Annotated in this window: 18 protein-coding genes and 1 CRISPR repeat array (1 of these 19 cut by a window edge); of the genes, 9 read left to right on the top strand and 9 right to left on the bottom strand. The window is 73.1% G+C overall.

All coding sequences use genetic code 11. The features are described 5' to 3' along the window. Positions 1-161 precede the first annotated feature (161 nt). Together OC439_RS12405 and OC439_RS12400 are read left to right on the top strand one after the other, a co-directional pair. Positions 162-1,661 carry a S1C family serine protease gene (locus OC439_RS12405; RefSeq protein WP_262013524.1) on the top strand — a complete coding sequence of 500 codons (1,500 nt, stop codon included), beginning with the start codon at positions 162-164 and terminating at the stop codon, positions 1,659-1,661. 86 nt (positions 1,662-1,747) lie between these two features. After that, positions 1,748-2,560: a hypothetical protein gene (locus tag OC439_RS12400; protein ID WP_262013523.1), complete on the top strand. Its 813-nt coding sequence runs from the start codon at positions 1,748-1,750 to the stop codon at positions 2,558-2,560. Positions 2,561-2,629: 69 nt separating this feature from the next. Here the strand turns inward: OC439_RS12400 and OC439_RS12395 are convergent, their stop codons facing one another. Beyond that, positions 2,630-3,202, bottom strand: coding sequence for a DUF3000 domain-containing protein (locus OC439_RS12395; protein ID WP_135238966.1), 573 nt, complete (start codon positions 3,200-3,202; stop codon positions 2,630-2,632). A 128-nt stretch (positions 3,203-3,330) separates the two neighbouring features. Between OC439_RS12395 and hemE the strand changes: the two genes are divergently transcribed. Genes hemE through hemQ form a run of 3 tightly spaced genes read left to right on the top strand, consistent with a single transcriptional unit; the run spans position 3,331 to position 6,548 of the window. After that, positions 3,331-4,431: a uroporphyrinogen decarboxylase gene (gene hemE, locus OC439_RS12390; protein ID WP_262013522.1), complete on the top strand. Its 1,101-nt coding sequence runs from the start codon at positions 3,331-3,333 to the stop codon at positions 4,429-4,431. A gap of 9 nt (positions 4,432-4,440) precedes the next feature. Beyond that, positions 4,441-5,850 carry a protoporphyrinogen oxidase gene (hemG, locus tag OC439_RS12385; RefSeq protein WP_262013521.1) on the top strand — a complete coding sequence of 470 codons (1,410 nt, stop codon included), beginning with the start codon at positions 4,441-4,443 and terminating at the stop codon, positions 5,848-5,850. After that, complete coding sequence (hemQ, locus tag OC439_RS12380) at positions 5,847-6,548, top strand: hydrogen peroxide-dependent heme synthase (RefSeq protein WP_135238969.1); 702 nt, start codon at positions 5,847-5,849, stop codon at positions 6,546-6,548. Before hemG ends, hemQ begins: the two co-directional genes overlap by 4 nt. A gap of 46 nt (positions 6,549-6,594) precedes the next feature. On the opposite strand, the gene OC439_RS12375 is transcribed toward hemQ, so the two are convergent. From OC439_RS12375 to OC439_RS12360, 4 genes are all read right to left on the bottom strand, one after another. Further along, positions 6,595-7,710, bottom strand: a complete 1,116-nt coding sequence (locus OC439_RS12375) for a lytic polysaccharide monooxygenase (protein WP_262013520.1) — start codon at positions 7,708-7,710, stop codon at positions 6,595-6,597. A gap of 105 nt (positions 7,711-7,815) precedes the next feature. Next, entirely contained in the window at positions 7,816-8,259 is a 444-nt protein-coding gene (locus tag OC439_RS12370) for a GNAT family N-acetyltransferase (RefSeq protein WP_262013519.1), read from the bottom strand. Between the two features lie 94 nt (positions 8,260-8,353). Continuing rightward, positions 8,354-9,025, bottom strand: coding sequence for a hypothetical protein (locus tag OC439_RS12365; RefSeq protein WP_262013518.1), 672 nt, complete (start codon positions 9,023-9,025; stop codon positions 8,354-8,356). A gap of 54 nt (positions 9,026-9,079) precedes the next feature. Next, positions 9,080-9,340: a hypothetical protein gene (locus OC439_RS12360; RefSeq protein ID WP_030503017.1), complete on the bottom strand. Its 261-nt coding sequence runs from the start codon at positions 9,338-9,340 to the stop codon at positions 9,080-9,082. 155 nt (positions 9,341-9,495) lie between these two features. Here OC439_RS12360 and OC439_RS12355 point away from each other — a divergent pair, with 155 nt between their 5' ends. Continuing rightward, positions 9,496-9,771, top strand: coding sequence for an isoamylase early set domain-containing protein (locus OC439_RS12355; RefSeq protein ID WP_262013517.1), 276 nt, complete (start codon positions 9,496-9,498; stop codon positions 9,769-9,771). 26 nt (positions 9,772-9,797) lie between these two features. Here OC439_RS12355 and msrB read toward each other — a convergent pair whose 3' ends face one another. Continuing rightward, positions 9,798-10,208, bottom strand: coding sequence for a peptide-methionine (R)-S-oxide reductase MsrB (msrB, locus tag OC439_RS12350; RefSeq protein ID WP_013284828.1), 411 nt, complete (start codon positions 10,206-10,208; stop codon positions 9,798-9,800). Between the two features lie 47 nt (positions 10,209-10,255). Between msrB and ligD the strand changes: the two genes are divergently transcribed. After that, positions 10,256-11,281, top strand: coding sequence for a non-homologous end-joining DNA ligase (gene ligD / locus OC439_RS12345; RefSeq protein ID WP_262013516.1), 1,026 nt, complete (start codon positions 10,256-10,258; stop codon positions 11,279-11,281). 21 nt (positions 11,282-11,302) lie between these two features. Here the strand turns inward: ligD and OC439_RS12340 are convergent, their stop codons facing one another. From OC439_RS12340 to OC439_RS12330, 3 genes are read right to left on the bottom strand one after another with little or no spacing between them, the layout of a single operon-like run. After that, entirely contained in the window at positions 11,303-11,548 is a 246-nt protein-coding gene (locus OC439_RS12340) for a hypothetical protein (protein ID WP_262013515.1), read from the bottom strand. Further along, the gene (locus OC439_RS12335; RefSeq protein WP_262013514.1) at positions 11,545-11,808 is read right to left on the bottom strand and encodes a DivIVA domain-containing protein; all 264 of its coding nucleotides are present in this window, start codon (positions 11,806-11,808) and stop codon (positions 11,545-11,547) included. The genes OC439_RS12340 and OC439_RS12335 overlap by 4 nt, the downstream gene beginning before the upstream one ends. After that, positions 11,805-12,059 (bottom strand): hypothetical protein, encoded by a 255-nt coding sequence (locus OC439_RS12330; protein WP_018789000.1) that lies wholly within the window; start codon positions 12,057-12,059, stop codon positions 11,805-11,807. The genes OC439_RS12335 and OC439_RS12330 overlap by 4 nt, the downstream gene beginning before the upstream one ends. Positions 12,060-12,261: 202 nt before the next feature. On the opposite strand from OC439_RS12330, the gene OC439_RS12325 reads away from it, so the two are divergent. Further along, positions 12,262-13,143: a helix-turn-helix domain-containing protein gene (locus OC439_RS12325; protein ID WP_262013513.1), complete on the top strand. Its 882-nt coding sequence runs from the start codon at positions 12,262-12,264 to the stop codon at positions 13,141-13,143. Between the two features lie 4 nt (positions 13,144-13,147). Beyond that, complete coding sequence (locus tag OC439_RS12320) at positions 13,148-13,330, top strand: DUF397 domain-containing protein (protein ID WP_194803286.1); 183 nt, start codon at positions 13,148-13,150, stop codon at positions 13,328-13,330. Positions 13,331-13,452: 122 nt separating this feature from the next. Beyond that, positions 13,453-14,196: direct repeats of the CRISPR family, unit length 29 nt; unit sequence CGGAGCACCCCCACGTGCGTGGGGAGGAC (it continues 1,858 nt past the right edge of the window).

The following is a 14,196-nucleotide window of genomic DNA, read 5'->3' as shown; positions in this document are numbered from 1 at the left end:
AGGTGACCGGAAAGGTGCGGGTTGCGGGGCCGTGAGAGGGTCGGACAAGGGGGAAGACAAAGCCCGTTCCCGCCGGTACGGTCCATCGAGCCGCGAACGGCGTACGGGTGCCGCAGCGGGTCGGGGGGCGTCGGCGAGGCCGACGGGGAGGACGGGCGAGCATGACAGGCGGGTACGGAACCGGCGACGACGTGCCGGGGCAGGGCGGCGAACCGGCAGCCGACCGGCCGGGACCGCTGCCGCCGCGTTTCGCCCCGCCCGCTGGTTCGGCAGCGGTGCCGGGCTCGTTCCCCGGTGGGTCAGAGTGGGCCGGCAGCCCCGGCTACCCGGCGCGGGCCGCCGTCCAGCCGCCCGGCGGCTATCCGGGCCGCCCGGACCAGGCCGGGACACCGCAGGCGACGCCCTACGCGGCCTCGTCCGGCGTCGCGACCCCGCCCGCCACGACCCAGCCGGGCCAGCCGACCTACGGCACCACGCCGGCCGAGCCGGGCCGGTCGTCCCACGCCACCACACCTGGCCAGTCGTCCTACGGCTCCGCGCCGGCCCAGCCGTCGCCCTTCGGCTCCGTACCGGCGCAGACCTCCCGGTCCGCCGCTCCGGCGTACCCGGGCCAGCCGGCCGCCTCGCCGTCGTATCCGGGCCGGCCGGTCTCCGCGTCACCGTCCTATCCGGGCGGGCCGGGCTCGTCGTCGTACCCGGACCGGGCGCCCGCCGCACCGTCGTATCCGGGCCCGTCCGGCAGCGGCCCGTCGTACCCCGGCCAGCCCGTGTCCGCGCCCGCCTACCCGGGGCAGCCGGTGTCGGCGCCGTCCCAGCCCGGCTCCGCGTACCCCGGTCAGCCGGCCCCCGTCGGCGGCCCGGCCGGCTTCGGCGCGCAGCCGGCGCGGCGCAGCCGGGTGGCTGTCGTGGCGCTGGCCCTGGCCGCGGTGCTGGCGGTGGTCACCGGCGTGCAGGCGTACCAGATCTACCGGCTCGACGACCGGCTCGCCGCCGCCGACAAGCGGATGGCCGAGGGGCAGGGCGCGGACGCCGACCGGCTCGACGGCCTGGAGCAGCGCGCCGGCAGCCTGGAGAAGCAGGCCGACGCGGCCTTCAACCCGGAGGCGGTGGCCAGCGCGGTCCTGCCGAGCGTGTTCCGGGTGCGGGCCGGGCAGTTCACCGGTACCGCGTTCGCCGTCGGCAAGGCCCCGTCGGGCGGCGGCACCACGCTGCTGACGAATTTCCACGTGGTCGAGTCGGTCTTCACCGCCGGTGAGCGCAAGGTGTTCCTGGAGCGCAAGGACCAGCGGTTCGAGGCGACGATCATCGCCACCGACAAGGACAAGGACCTGGCGCAGCTGCAGACCAGCGCCAAGTTCACCGGACTGGTCGCGGCCCGCGCCCCGGTGCGGTCCGGCCAGCAGATCATCGTGGTCGGCGCGCCGCTCGGGTTGCAGGACAGCGTCACCACGGGCGTGGTCAGCGCGTTCCGCGAGGACGAGCGCGGCGGCGGTCCGGTGATCCAGTTCGACGCGCCGATCAACCCGGGCAACTCCGGCGGCCCGGTGATCAACGGCTCGAAGGAGGTCGTCGGCATCGCCACGGCCAAGGCCCGCAACGCCGAGGGCATCGGGCTGGCGGTGCCGATCAAGACCGCCTGCGACCGGTTCCGGCTCTGCTGACGGCGGCCACACCGGCCCGGCCGCACCGCATCGACCCCGGCCCACCGGGCCACCCCGCGGGGGACCAGCACATCTGGAGGAACGACATGTCCTACCCACCGGCCGGGGGCGACAACCCGCCCCCGGCGCCGGGGGGCACGGTCTACGGCAACGTGTACGGCAGCCGGCCCGCGCCCCAGCAGTACGACCCGAACCAGCCCGCGCCGACCCTGCACCAGCCCGCAGCGCCCGACGGCGCCCCCGGGTACGGCGGATACCAGCCCACCGCGCCGGGACAGCCGGGCTACGCGCCCGGCGCCGCCCCGGTGCCCCCGCCGGCGCAGCCGATGTCGGCGCCGCCGGTCTCCGTCCCGCCGGTCTCCGGGCCCGGCTACGCGCAGCCGATGTCGGTCCCGCCGGCGTCCGCTCCGCCGGTGTCCGGCCCCGGCTTCGCGCCGCCGCCGATGTCCGGGCCACCCGGCCCGTACGGCCCGGTGGGCGCCGCGCCGGCCGGCGGCGGCCGGAAGTGGGCCCCGCTGGTGCTCGGCCTGGTGGCCGCGTTGCTGTTCGTCTTCGGCGGCGTGATGACCTTCCTGTACGTCTCCACGAACGGCGAACTGGACGAGTCCCGGCAGACGGTCAGCCAGCGGGACGGCACGATCTCGGCGAACCAGCAGGAGATGGAGAAGCTCAAGGGTGAGCTGAAGGCGGTCCAGGAGCGGCTGTCGGACACCCAGCAGGACCTGACCGGCACCAAGAACGACAGGGACGAGCAGGCCCGGCAGAAGAAGGTCATCGCGAGCTGCCTGGACAAGCTGACCACGGCCATGTCGGCGGCGTCGCGCGGCGACCGGGCCGCCTTCGAGGCGGCCAGCAAGGGCCTGGACAAGATCTGCGACGAGGCCGAGAACTACCTCTGACCGGTGTCCACCGAAGGCCGTCCCGGTTCGTCCGGGGCGGCCTTTCGCGTGTCCCGGGGCGGGGCGCGGTCAGGCGGCGCCGGCTGCGCGGCGGGTGGGTAGCGCGGTGACGCCGGGCGGCGGCAGGCCGGCCGTGGAGGCCAGCAGCGTGCACCAGCCGAGCAGGTGCGGACCCAGGTCGGCGCGCAGCGGCGTCCAGGAGGCGCGGATCTCGATGTCCCCGGCGGCGGGCGGCCCGGCCAGCTCGCCGAACCGGGTGGAGAGCGTCTGGGTGACGGTGCCGCCGATCGCCCGGTGCCCGGCGCCCTGGGCGTCGAGCGCGTCGGTCAGCCAGGTCCAGCCGACGCCTGGTAGCAGCGGGTCGCTGGCCAGGTCGACCTCCAGTTCGGCGGTGACGTACGTGACCAGGCGCAGCGTGCCCTGCCACGCCTCGTGCCCGGCCGGGTCGTGCAGCAGGATCAGCCGGCCGGTGGCCACCTCGTCGTCGTCGCGCATCACGGCGGCGGAGAGCGCGAACGCGTACGGGGCCAGCCGCTGTGGCGCGCCGACCTCCTCCAGGACGATCTCCGGGCGGGGTGTCACCGATCGCAGCCCCGCGACCGCGCGAGCGAACGTTTCCGGGAGCGCGATCGGGGGGGCCATGCGGGCAGCCTATGCCGCGCTCACCGCACGGCGCGCGACGGCGCGCCGGGTGATCGACGGTTGAGGGCCTTCCTTCTACGTCACAAATGCGGACGGTGAGCGCGGGCGCGCGCCGGGGGCGTGGCACGATGGCCGCGATGACCACCGACACCACGGGCACTGCCGCCCGAGACGGAGAACCCCGCCGCGGCGGGCCGGCCGACTCGCCCTTCGTCCGCGCCTGCCGGCGCGAGCCGGGCCCGCACACCCCGGTCTGGTTCATGCGCCAGGCCGGCCGGTCGCTGCCGGAGTACCGGGAGATCCGGGCCAACGTGCCGATGCTGGAGTCCTGCCGCCGGCCCGAGCTGGTCACCGAGATCACGCTGCAGCCGGTGCGCCGGCACGGCGTGGACGCGGCGATCCTGTTCAGCGACATCGTGGTGCCGGTCGCCGCGGCCGGCGTCGACCTGGACATCGTGCCCGGCACCGGGCCGGTGGTGGCCGAGCCGGTCCGTACCGCCGCCGACGTCGAGCGGATCTCCCCGATCGGCCGCGACGACGTGTCGTACGTGGACGAGGCGGTCCGCCGGCTCGTCGTCGAGCTGGGCGACACCCCGCTGATCGGCTTCGCCGGCGCCCCGTTCACGCTCGCCAGCTACCTGGTCGAGGGCGGCCCGTCGCGGACCCACGCCAAGACCAAGGCGCTGATGTACGGCGACCCGGACCTGTGGCACGCGCTGTGCGCGCGGCTGGCCGAGGTGACGCTGGCGTTCCTCCAGGTGCAGGTCGACGCCGGGGTCTCCGCGGTGCAGCTGTTCGACTCCTGGGCCGGCGCGCTCTCCGAGGCCGACTACCGCCGTTTCGTGCTGCCGCACTCGACGTACGTGCTGGGCGGGCTCGCCGGCGCCGGTGTGCCGCGGATCCACTTCGGGGTGGGCACCGGCGAGCTGCTCGGCGCGATGGGCGAGGCCGGCGCCGACGTGGTGGGCGTGGACTGGCGGACGCCGCTGGACGTCGCCACCGGCCGGATCGGGCCGGACAAGGCGGTGCAGGGCAACCTCGACCCGACCGTGCTGCTCGCCCCCTGGCCGGTGGTGGAGACCGAGGTGCGGCGCATCGTCGAGCAGGGCCGGGCCGCTCCCGGCCACGTGTTCAACCTCGGTCACGGCGTCCTGCCGGAGACCGACCCCGAGGTGCTGACCCGGGTGGTCGCGCTGGTGCACGAGCTGACCGCGCGACCGGAGCGCTAGGAGGAGACAGTGGTGCGACCGTGGCGGGTGGCGATCGTCGGTGGCGGGATCACCGGGCTGGCCGCCGCCGTCCGGTTGCGCGACCGGGCCCCCGAGGGCACCGAGGTCACCGTGTACGAGCAGTCCGGCCGCCTCGGCGGCAAGCTGTTCACCGGTGAGCTCGCCGGCGGGCCGGTCGAGTTCGGCGCGGAGTCGTTCCTGATGCGCGACCCGGCCGGTGGCGAGTCGGCGGCGGTGACGCTGGCCCGCCGCCTCGGCCTGGACACCTCGATCGTGCACCCCACAGTCGGGCAGGCCGCCCTGCTCGTCGACGGCACGTTGCGCCAGGTGCCGGGCGGCACGCTCGTCGGCGTACCCGGGGATCTGGACAAGGTGGCGGCGGTGGCGCCGCCGGCTGCGGACGCCGACCGCGACGCTGGCCGGCCGCTGCTGGCCGACGGTGAGGACACGTCGGTCGGTGAGCTGGTCCGCAAGCGTCTCGGTGACGCGGTCGTGGAGCGGCTGGTCGACCCGATGCTCGGTGGCGTGTACGCGGGGCGCGCCGACGACCTGTCGCTGGTCACCACGATGCCGGCGCTGGCCCGCGCGGCACGCGCCGAGCACACGCTGGTCGGTGCGGTACGCGCCGCGCAGGCCGCCGCGCCGCGCGCGCCCGGCGCACCCGTCTTCGGCACCCTCGCCGGTGGGCTGAGCACGCTGGTCGAGGCGGCGGCGACGGCGAGCGGTGCGACGATCCGCCGCGGCGCCGCGGTACGCGAGCTGCGCCGTACCCCGTCCGGCTGGCGGCTCACCGTCGGGCCGACCCGCGACGCCGAGCACGTCGAGGCCGACGCGGTGCTGCTCGCGGTGCCGGCCCGCCCGGCCGCCCGGCTGCTCGCCGCCGCCGCGCCCGAGGCGGCCGGCACTGTCGGCGCGCTCGACTACGCGAGCGTCGCCCTGATCACCCTCGCGCTGCCCGGCCCGGCCCTGCCGGAGCTGTCCGGCTTCCTGGTGCCGGCCGGTGAAGGGCTGACGATCAAGGCGTCCACGTTCTTCACCACCAAGTGGGGGCACCTGCGGCGGCCGGACGGGCTGGCGCTGGTGCGCGCCTCGGTGGGCCGGTACGGCGACGAGACGTCGCTGCAGCTCACCGACGACGACCTGGCCGACACGGTGCACCGGGAGCTGTCGGCGGTGCTCGGCGCACCGCTGCCGGCGCCGGCGGCCCGGCACGTGCAGCGGTGGGGTGGCGCGCTGCCCCAGTACACGCCCGGGCACACCGCCCGGGTGGCGGCGGTCCGGACGGCGCTGCGCGCCGCCTGCCCGACGCTTGCAGTGGCCGGGGCCGGTTACGACGGCGTCGGCATCCCGGTGTGCGTCCGCTCCGGCGAGACGGCGGCCGAAGAGATCATCACGGCACTGGAAGGATCGGCAGCATGACCGAGCAGACCAACGCGGCGCGGCTGCGCGAGCTCAACGAGACCATCCGCTACACGATGTGGTCGGTGTACCGGGCCACCAGCCCGCTGCCGTCGCTGCGGGAGAACGTCGTCGACGAGGTCGAGTCGCTCTTCACCGAACTGGCCGGCAAGGACGTCACGATCCGGGGCACGTACGACGTGGCCGGGCTGCGCGCCGACGCCGACCTGATGATCTGGTGGCACTCGTCGTCCAGCGACGCGCTGCAGGACGCGTACCTGCGGTTCCGCCGGACCACGCTGGGCCGGGCGCTCACCCCGGTCTGGTCGCAGATGGCGCTGCACCGCCCGGCCGAGTTCAACAAGAGCCACATCCCGGCGTTCCTGAACGACGAGGAGCCGCGCGCCTACCTGTGCGTCTACCCGTTCGTGCGCTCGTACGAGTGGTACCTGCTGCCCGACGCCGAGCGGCGCGAGCTGCTGGCCGAGCACGGCAAGATGGCCCGGGGCTACCCGGACGTGCGGGCCAACACGGTCGCCTCGTTCGCGCTCGGCGACTACGAGTGGATGCTGGCGTTCGAGGCCGACGAGCTGCACCGGATCGTGGACCTGATGCGTGACCTGCGCGCCTCCGGCGCCCGCCGGCACGTGCGGGAGGAGATCCCGTTCTACACCGGCCGCCGCCGCCCGGTCGCCGACATCGTCAACTGCCTGGTCTGACCGGTGCCCGGCCGGGGCCGCGAGTGCGGTCCCGGCCGGAGCCCGGTCAGGCGGTCGTCGTGCAGGACAGGATGCCGGGCACCGGGTTCGTCGCACCGGCCGAGCCGGTGAAGCCGAACGAGGTGCTGGCACCCGGTGCGAGCGAGCCGTTGTAGGCCGCGTTGCGGGCCGTGACGAGCGTTCCGCTCGTGGTCACCGTGGCGTTCCACGCCGAGGTGACCTGCTGGCCGTTCTGGTAGTTCCAGCTCACCGACCAGCCGCGGATCGGCGAACCGCTGCCGTTTGTCACCTTCACCTCGGCCTGGAAGCCGCCGCCCCACGAACCGGTGATCGCGTACGTCGCGGTGCAGCCACCGGCCGGGTTCGGCGTGGTCGGCGGCGGGCTGGTGGGCGGCGGGCTCGTCGGCGGGGTGCTGGTGGGCGGGGTACTGGTGGGCGGGGTGCTGGTCGGCGGGGTGGTCGGGCCGGCCCCGCCGAAGTCCACGTCGCTGCACAGGTAGTAGGACTGGTCCAGGTGGCTGGCCTGCCAGATGGTGTAGACGACGTGCCGGCCGGTGCGGCCCGGCGCGTTCGCCGGGATCTGGATGGACACGCCGTCCACCTCACGCGTCCACTGGCTGGCCGGCGTGTTGCCGATCTGGCCGACCAGTTCCAGGTCGCTCCAGCGCAGCGGCGAGGTGAGCGCGTTGTACCCCTGCTTGGTCACGTACACCCGGATGTAGTCGGCACCGTGGCTGGCCTGGTCGAAGAACTTGACCCGGAAGTTGTTGGTGACCGGCACGGTCTTCCAGGCGCCGACGGTGTCGAGCGCGTTGTACCGGCCGCTCTGGGTGCGTCCACCGCTGCACAGCTGCCCGTCCGGGATGGCGCCCTGGTGGTTGCCGGCCACGCCCTCGCGGAACAGGCCGTTCCAGTTCCACATGGCGTTCGGGTCGGCCTGCCACGCCTGCCAGCACATCGGGTCCTGGGTGGCCATGGCCGGGTTCTGGAAGTCACCGCCCCAGCGCTGCCAGCAGCTGTAGGCGCGCGAGGCCGGGTCGACCACCGACCCGTGCGCCGAGGCCGGGCCGGAGAACGCGGTGGTGAGCAGCGCCGCCACCACCGCGCAGACGGCGAGGATCGCCGCCGCGAGCGGTAACGGGCGGCGGTACGGAGTGGACATGGAAAGCCTCCGGGATGGGGTGTCGGTGCACGACGCCCGGACTCGGGAGTTGCCCTCTCCCGCGTGGCGGCTCCGCCCGCACGCTGCCACAGAAAGCGACAAACGTCAATGAGTCGGGTCGCGGCGCATCGGAGTGTGCGGGATGCCGTCCTCGACGTAGCCGGGGCCGCTGACCTCGAAGCCGAGCCCCGCGTAGAAGCCGACCAGGTGCGTCTGCGCGTCGAGCACGCACGGCCGGTCACCCACCACGGCGAGGGCCTCGGTCATCAGCGCGCCGGCCAGGCCCGCGCCGCGGGCCACCGGCGCCACCACCACCCGCCCGATCCGTGCCACACCGCCGGGGTCGGCCAGGATCCGCAGGTACGCGACCACGGCGCCGTCGCTGCTCAGCCACAGGTGGCGGGTGCCGGGTTCGACGTCCCGGCCGTCCAGTTCCGGGTACGGGCAGGACTGCTCGACCACGAACACGTCGATGCGCAGCCGGAGCAGGTCGTGGAAGGTGCTGGTGTCCAGGTCGGCGAAGCTTGCCAGGTGGGACTCGACGGGCATCGGCCCAGGTTAGGCGGCGCGTCTGCGGCCGGTCGCGCACACCCCGGCGCGCGCCGGGCCAGCGCGGTCCGGCGTGCCGGTTCAGCGCGCCGGCTCAGCCCTTCGATGCGCGCAGCCCGGTTGCGGTGGCGGTGACGGCGCGTTCGAACCAGGTGCCGGTGTCGGCCGCCGAGCGGGTCCAGACCCAGACGCACTGGGTCACCCGGCCCTGCTGGAGGCAGCCGTAACGGTGCGGGAAACGGGTGCCGTCGGACAGGGTCATGGTGGCCGACACCATCCGGCCCGGCACGCCCAGCCCGGCGGGCAGCTTCCCGGCGGTGTGGCCGGTGGTGACCTGGCCGGCCTCCTCGTCGCGCTCGCACGCCTCCAGCACGCCGAAGATCTGCCGGACCGCGTCCGCGGCGGTCGCCTCGTCCGGATAGACCACCGTCTCCTGGGCCACCTCGACGAACTCGCCGGCCGGTGTTCCCTCCGGCGTGCCGAATACCCGGGTCGACACGACGAGCCGCCGGTCGAGCAGAGGCAGCGGGCGACCGCAGGCGACGCCGTCGGAGTCGAGTTGCTCGCTGGCGTTCTCGGGCTTCTCGGCCAGGCCGGCCAGGTCGCCGGTCGCGGCGTACCGGTCGCGCAGCGCCGCGGCGGCGCCGCCGTCGGTGGGTGAGGGCGCGACGAGGGCCGGATCGGTGGCGGGGGCGGGCTCGGTGGCGGGAGAGCAGCCGGCGAGGGCGACGGTCAGAGCCGCCGCGATGATCATCCGTCGGGACACCGGAGGGATGCTAGACGGAGATCGACGCCGGTGGGCGCCCCGGGAGCGCCCGCGTCAGGCGGGGCGGGCGCCGACCGCGTCGCGTACCTCGGCGCCCTGCTCGCCCTCGACGGCGCGGGCGCAGTGGGCGCAGCAGAAGAAACGGCCGGAGACCTCGACGCCGTGCCCGACGATCTTGATCTGGCAGTGCTCGCAGATCGGCGCCATCTTGTGCACCGCGCACTCGAAGCAGTCGAACGTGTGCCGCGACCCGTCGACGGTGCGCACCTCGAACGCCATCCAGTAGTCGTTACCGCAAACCTCGCAGGTTGCCATGCGAAACCCCCCGAAAACGGACCTGTCATCCGAGAGTTGCGCAGACGACACCTTCGAGCAACCGGAACCGGCGAACCTGATCCGGCCCTACGGCGAGTCGCTCCCGGCGTGTCGCGCGTTGACCCCGGTGACCGCCGAACATCCCCGGAGGATTCGTGATCAAGCGCAACAAGCTCTTCGGCAACCAGACCCGGGTGACGTTCTCGCTGCCCCGGGACGCCCCGGCCGGCACGGTGAGCGTGGTCGGCTGTTTCAACGGCTGGGAGCCCGGCCGGCACGAGCTGGTGCCGCGCCGCGACGGCACCCGTACCGTGACGGTCCGGCTGAAGCCGGGAGAGTACCGCTTCCGCTACCTCGCCACCGGCGGGGTGTGGCTGGACGACGAGGCCGCCGACCAGGTGGACGAGGCCGGCGGCCTGCTGCGGCTGTGACGCCGCCGTCGGTGTGACGCCGCTCGTCAGCCGGCGCTGGGCTCCAGCCGTACCGAGATCGAGTTGACGCAGTGCCGGGTGTCCTTCGGGGTGAAGCCCTCACCCTCGAAGACGTGCCCGAGGTGGCTGTCGCAGCGCGCGCAGCGGATCTCCACGCGCCGCATGCCGAGCGTGTTGTCCGGGATCTCCTTGACCGCGCCCGGGATGGCGTCGTCGAAGCTCGGCCAGCCGCAGTGCGAGTCGAACTTGTCCTGGCTGCGGAACAGTTCCAGCCCGCAGGCCCGGCAGTGGTAGACGCCGGGGGTCTTGGTGTCGACGTACTCACCGGTCCAGGGCGCCTCGGTGCCGGCCTCGCGGAGCACCCGGAACTCCTCGGGGCTCAGCCGCACGCGCCATTCGTCCTCGGTACGGGGCAGTTCGTTGTCGGAAAGACTCACCCCTCAACGGTACGTCGGGTGTCGGTGGCATCGCATATGGTCGCGTGATGGCGGGCAAGGGTGCGGTCGAGGAGATCGAGGTAGCCGGGCACACGGTGCGGCTGAGCAGCCCCGATCGGGTGATCTTCCCGCAGCGGGGCTTCACCAAGGCCGACGTCTTCCGCTACTACCTGGCAGTCGGCGACGGGATCATGCGCGCCCTGCGCGACCGGCCGACGACGCTCCAGCGCTTCCCCGACGGCATCGAGGGGGAGATGTTCTTCCAGAAGCGGGTGCCGCAGCGGGGCGTGCCCCCGTGGGTCAGCACCGCGCGGATCGCCTTCCCGAGCGGCCGCCCGGCCGACGAGCTGTGCCCGGCCGACCTGGCCCACGTGGCCTGGGCGGCGCAGATGGGCACAGTGGTGTTCCACCCGTGGCCGGTGCGCGCCGCCGACACCGACCGCCCGGACGAGCTGCGCGTCGACCTCGACCCGCAGCCCGGGACCGACTTCGCCGACGCGGTGACCGCCGCCGGTGAGCTGCGCGGCCTGCTCGACGAGCTGGGCGTGCCCGGCTGGCCGAAGACCTCCGGTGGCCGGGGCGTGCACGTCTACCTGCGCATCCAGCCGCGCTGGACGTTCGTGGAGGTGCGCCGGGCCACCATCGCGCTGGCCCGGGAGCTGGAACGCCGCCGGCCCGAGCTGGTCACCACCGCCTGGTGGAAGGAGGAGCGGGGCGAACGCGTCTTCGTCGACTTCAACCAGATGGCGCGGGACCGCACCATCGCCTGCGCGTACTCGCTGCGCGCCAACGCCCGCGCCACCGTCTCCACCCCGGTCGACTGGGACGAGCTGCCGCAGGTCGACCCGGACGACTTCCACCTGGGCACGGTGCCGGCCCGGTTCGCCGAGCGCGGCGACCCGCACGCCGGCATCGACGACGCTCCGTGGGACATCACGCCGCTGCTGGAGTGGGCCGAGCGGGACGCCGCCGACGGGCTGGGCGACATGCCTTATCCACCTGAATACCCGAAGATGCCCGGCGAGCCGAAGCGGGTCCAGCCGTCGAAGGACCGCGACCGCCCCCGCTCCTGACGCCGTGCGCCGGGCACCGGATCACGGGCCGCACGGACCGTCGTGGTCGTTGCGGTGGCCGCATCGCCGGCCGGCGCCGTCGAGCCGGGCGTCGCACCAGACCCGGGTACGCAGGAACTGGCTGTCCTCCTCGCTCAGCGTGGTCTCGCCGAAGTCGAGAACCGTGACGTGGCCGAGCGACTCGCGCAGCGTCACCGCGAGGGCTGCTGCCTCGTCGGCGCTGGTCAGCGTGGTGGGCAGGTGAATGACCCATCGCTGTGCCGTCATCGGGGCCATCCGCCCGGCGGGGCGTCCGGATCGCGGAGACGGCAGGCGCGATGCTGGGACTGCCACTGCCGCAGCGCCTGGCGGACGCGCTCGGCCTCGGTCCGCGTGGTGACCAGCTCACGGCTCAGACGTTCGAGTTCGTCGGCCACCCGGTCGAGGTGGTCGCGTACCTGGGCCGGGTCGAGACCGCGCCAGCGCCTGTCGAAGTAGGCGGCGCGCACGTGGTGCGGCAGCAGTCGTTCCCCGGTCACGTAGATCACCGCACGGGTGCCGTCTGCTCGGCGACGAGCGTGTGGATCTGCCGGTCGGTGAGGCCACGCAGGTCGAGCACCCGGCGGCCCCAGCGGTGTAGCCGGCACGGGTGGGGCGCCCGGTCGTTGCGGCAGCGCGGTCCCTCGGGCCACTGCTCGGGGGCGTGCACGGTGATCGCCCGGACCGCGAAGGTGACATCCTCGGCGGTGACGTAGGGCGGAAGCGGAATGTCGCCGAGGATGCGATCGATCGAGTCCATGACTCTCCTTTGGGGATCGGTGCCAGGCGCGGGGACGGATGCCGGGATGAGGTTTCGGGGAAAGGCATCCGTCCCCGCGAACCCGCCGCGTCCCCGGCGGGCACCACAATGGTCAATTCACCTCTGGCCCGAGACAATCTTTCGCGGCAGAATGCAGACCAAGGGATGAGGTGCCTTACGCGACAACACCAAAGGAGATGACGTGGACGACTCGGGAAGCACCGTCCCGCGTAGGCAGCTCGGCAGATATCTGAGAGAACTTCGCGAAGGCGCGCACGTCACGGTGACCGCGGCGGCCAAGGAACTGGAATGGTCGGCGCCCCGGATCTGGCGTTACGAAACGGGCCAGGTGCCGATGCACCCGAACGACGTGGAGGCCATGTGCCGCGTTTACGGCGCGTCGCGAGAAACCATCGAAACCATGCGCGCTCTGGCCCGGGAAACCAAGGCGCACGGCTGGTGGCACAGCTACGGGGAGGCAATCAAAGACTGGTTCAAGCTGTACGTGGGCCTCGAAGCCGCCGCGACGAAGATTCGCAAGTACGAGGCCAATTTGGTGCCGGGCTTGCTACAAACCGTCGAGTACATGACCGAAGTGATCGCTACCGACAACCCGCAGTTGAGTGACGCGGAGCGGCAAGCGAAGGTGGACGTCCGGCTGCGGCGGCAACGGCTGCTGGCCCGTGCAGTGCCGCGAGCTCCCTACCTAGACGTGATCCTGAATGAGGCGGTGCTACGTCGACCGCTGCGCGATCTGTCGGCGATGGGTAGGCAAATCGATGCCCTGGTGGTGGCGAGCCAACAGCACAACATCCGTATCCGGGTGCTCCCACTCAGCGCTGGTCTCTACCGCTGGGCGTCGGCCGGAACTTTCACGATGCTCGACTTCCCGACCGACGTGCGGGAACCGGAGCCGACCACCATCTACATGGACGGTCCATGCGGCGCGGCATACCTTGACAAGGTTCACGAGATCCAGACCTACGAGGACGGATGGCGCTCGCTCGGTGAACGGGCGCTCGATGCTGATGAGTCCCGCAAGCTAATGATGGCGATAGCTGAGGAGATGACCGATGGGACGTGATGGAGTGTGGCGCAAGTCGTCCCGATCCGGCGGTGAAGGCGATTGCGTCGAGGTGGCTGGTTTCGCCGATGCGGTCGGAGTGCGGGACACCAAGGATCGGCAGGGGCCGGCGCTGAGCTTCGACTCGACGGCCTGGACCCGGTTCGTCGGCGCGATTCGCACGGGCCGCTTGAACGACCGGGCCTGAACTTGATGGGCGGCGGGCCTGGTGCCGAGTTGGATGGCACCAGGCCTGCCGCCCATGCCGTTGGCCCGGCCCTGGTCCGAAGCGATCGAAGCAGCGTTAGGCAGGGCGGGGCTGCATGGCCACGGAGTACCTCCACATGCGTGGGGAAGACGAGATCTGGGGCCTGGGGCTGGAGCACGTTGACGGAGCACCCCTACGTGCGTGGGGAGGACGCCACACTCCGTCACGTTCCATCGAGCATCTCCGGAGCACCCCCACGTGCGTGGGGAGGACGTGGGCGCGGACTCCGCGACCGCTGCACCGAGGCGGGCACCGCCGGAGCACCCCCACGTGCGTGGGGAGGACACGCATCCCTGAACATTCTCAACGCGGCCGGGCGGAGCATCCCCACGTGCGTGGGGAGGACTGGACCTGGACACCGCGTTCACCGTCGAGGGGCGGAGCACCCCCACGTGCGTGGGGAGGACTCACCCGTGCTGCAGCCTCAACCGTTCACCCACGGAGCACCCCCACGTGCGTGGGGAGGACCGCCTTCGCCCGGCCCTCACGCCGGCAGTCCGCGGAGCACCCCCACGTGCGTGGGGAGGACGTGGCGTCGTCGGGCAGCTCGCCGACGTACAGCGGAGCACCCCCACGTGCGTGGGGAGGACGGCATGGTGGTCCGCCGCAAGGACATCCTCACCGGAGCACCCCCACGTGCGTGGGGAGGACTCAGGGTTGGCCAGGGCCTGCATGCTCGCGGCCGGAGCACCCCCACGTGCGTGGGGAGGACATCCCCCGTTGTCCTCTCTACTGCCCGAGCAGCGGAGCACCCCCAAGTGCGTGGGGAGGACGTGGCGATGTCGCCCGCGATGGGCACGTGGAGC

Source organism: Micromonospora sp. Mcm103 (assembly GCF_024519755.1).
Taxonomy (GTDB): domain Bacteria; phylum Actinomycetota; class Actinomycetes; order Mycobacteriales; family Micromonosporaceae; genus Micromonospora; species Micromonospora aurantiaca.
The sequence above is the reverse complement of the archived record's forward strand: the minus strand, read 5'-3'. Positions and strand labels throughout refer to the sequence as shown.

Bases quoted from the DNA above. Each gene is read 5' to 3' on its own strand.
- OC439_RS12370 (WP_262013519.1), bottom strand. From the start codon at position 8,259: ATGCCCGTCGAGTCCCACCTGGCAAGCTTCGCCGACCTGGACACCAGC.
- OC439_RS12405 (WP_262013524.1), top strand. From the start codon at position 162: ATGACAGGCGGGTACGGAACCGGCGACGACGTGCCGGGGCAGGGCGGC.
- hemE (WP_262013522.1), top strand. From the start codon at position 3,331: ATGGCCGCGATGACCACCGACACCACGGGCACTGCCGCCCGAGACGGA.
- hemQ (WP_135238969.1), top strand. From the start codon at position 5,847: ATGACCGAGCAGACCAACGCGGCGCGGCTGCGCGAGCTCAACGAGACC.
- OC439_RS12340 (WP_262013515.1), bottom strand. From the start codon at position 11,548: ATGACGGCACAGCGATGGGTCATTCACCTGCCCACCACGCTGACCAGC.
- OC439_RS12375 (WP_262013520.1), bottom strand. From the start codon at position 7,710: ATGTCCACTCCGTACCGCCGCCCGTTACCGCTCGCGGCGGCGATCCTC.
- OC439_RS12330 (WP_018789000.1), bottom strand. From the start codon at position 12,059: ATGGACTCGATCGATCGCATCCTCGGCGACATTCCGCTTCCGCCCTAC.
- OC439_RS12400 (WP_262013523.1), top strand. From the start codon at position 1,748: ATGTCCTACCCACCGGCCGGGGGCGACAACCCGCCCCCGGCGCCGGGG.
- OC439_RS12360 (WP_030503017.1), bottom strand. From the start codon at position 9,340: ATGGCAACCTGCGAGGTTTGCGGTAACGACTACTGGATGGCGTTCGAG.
- ligD (WP_262013516.1), top strand. From the start codon at position 10,256: ATGGCGGGCAAGGGTGCGGTCGAGGAGATCGAGGTAGCCGGGCACACG.
- OC439_RS12395 (WP_135238966.1), bottom strand. From the start codon at position 3,202: ATGGCCCCCCCGATCGCGCTCCCGGAAACGTTCGCTCGCGCGGTCGCG.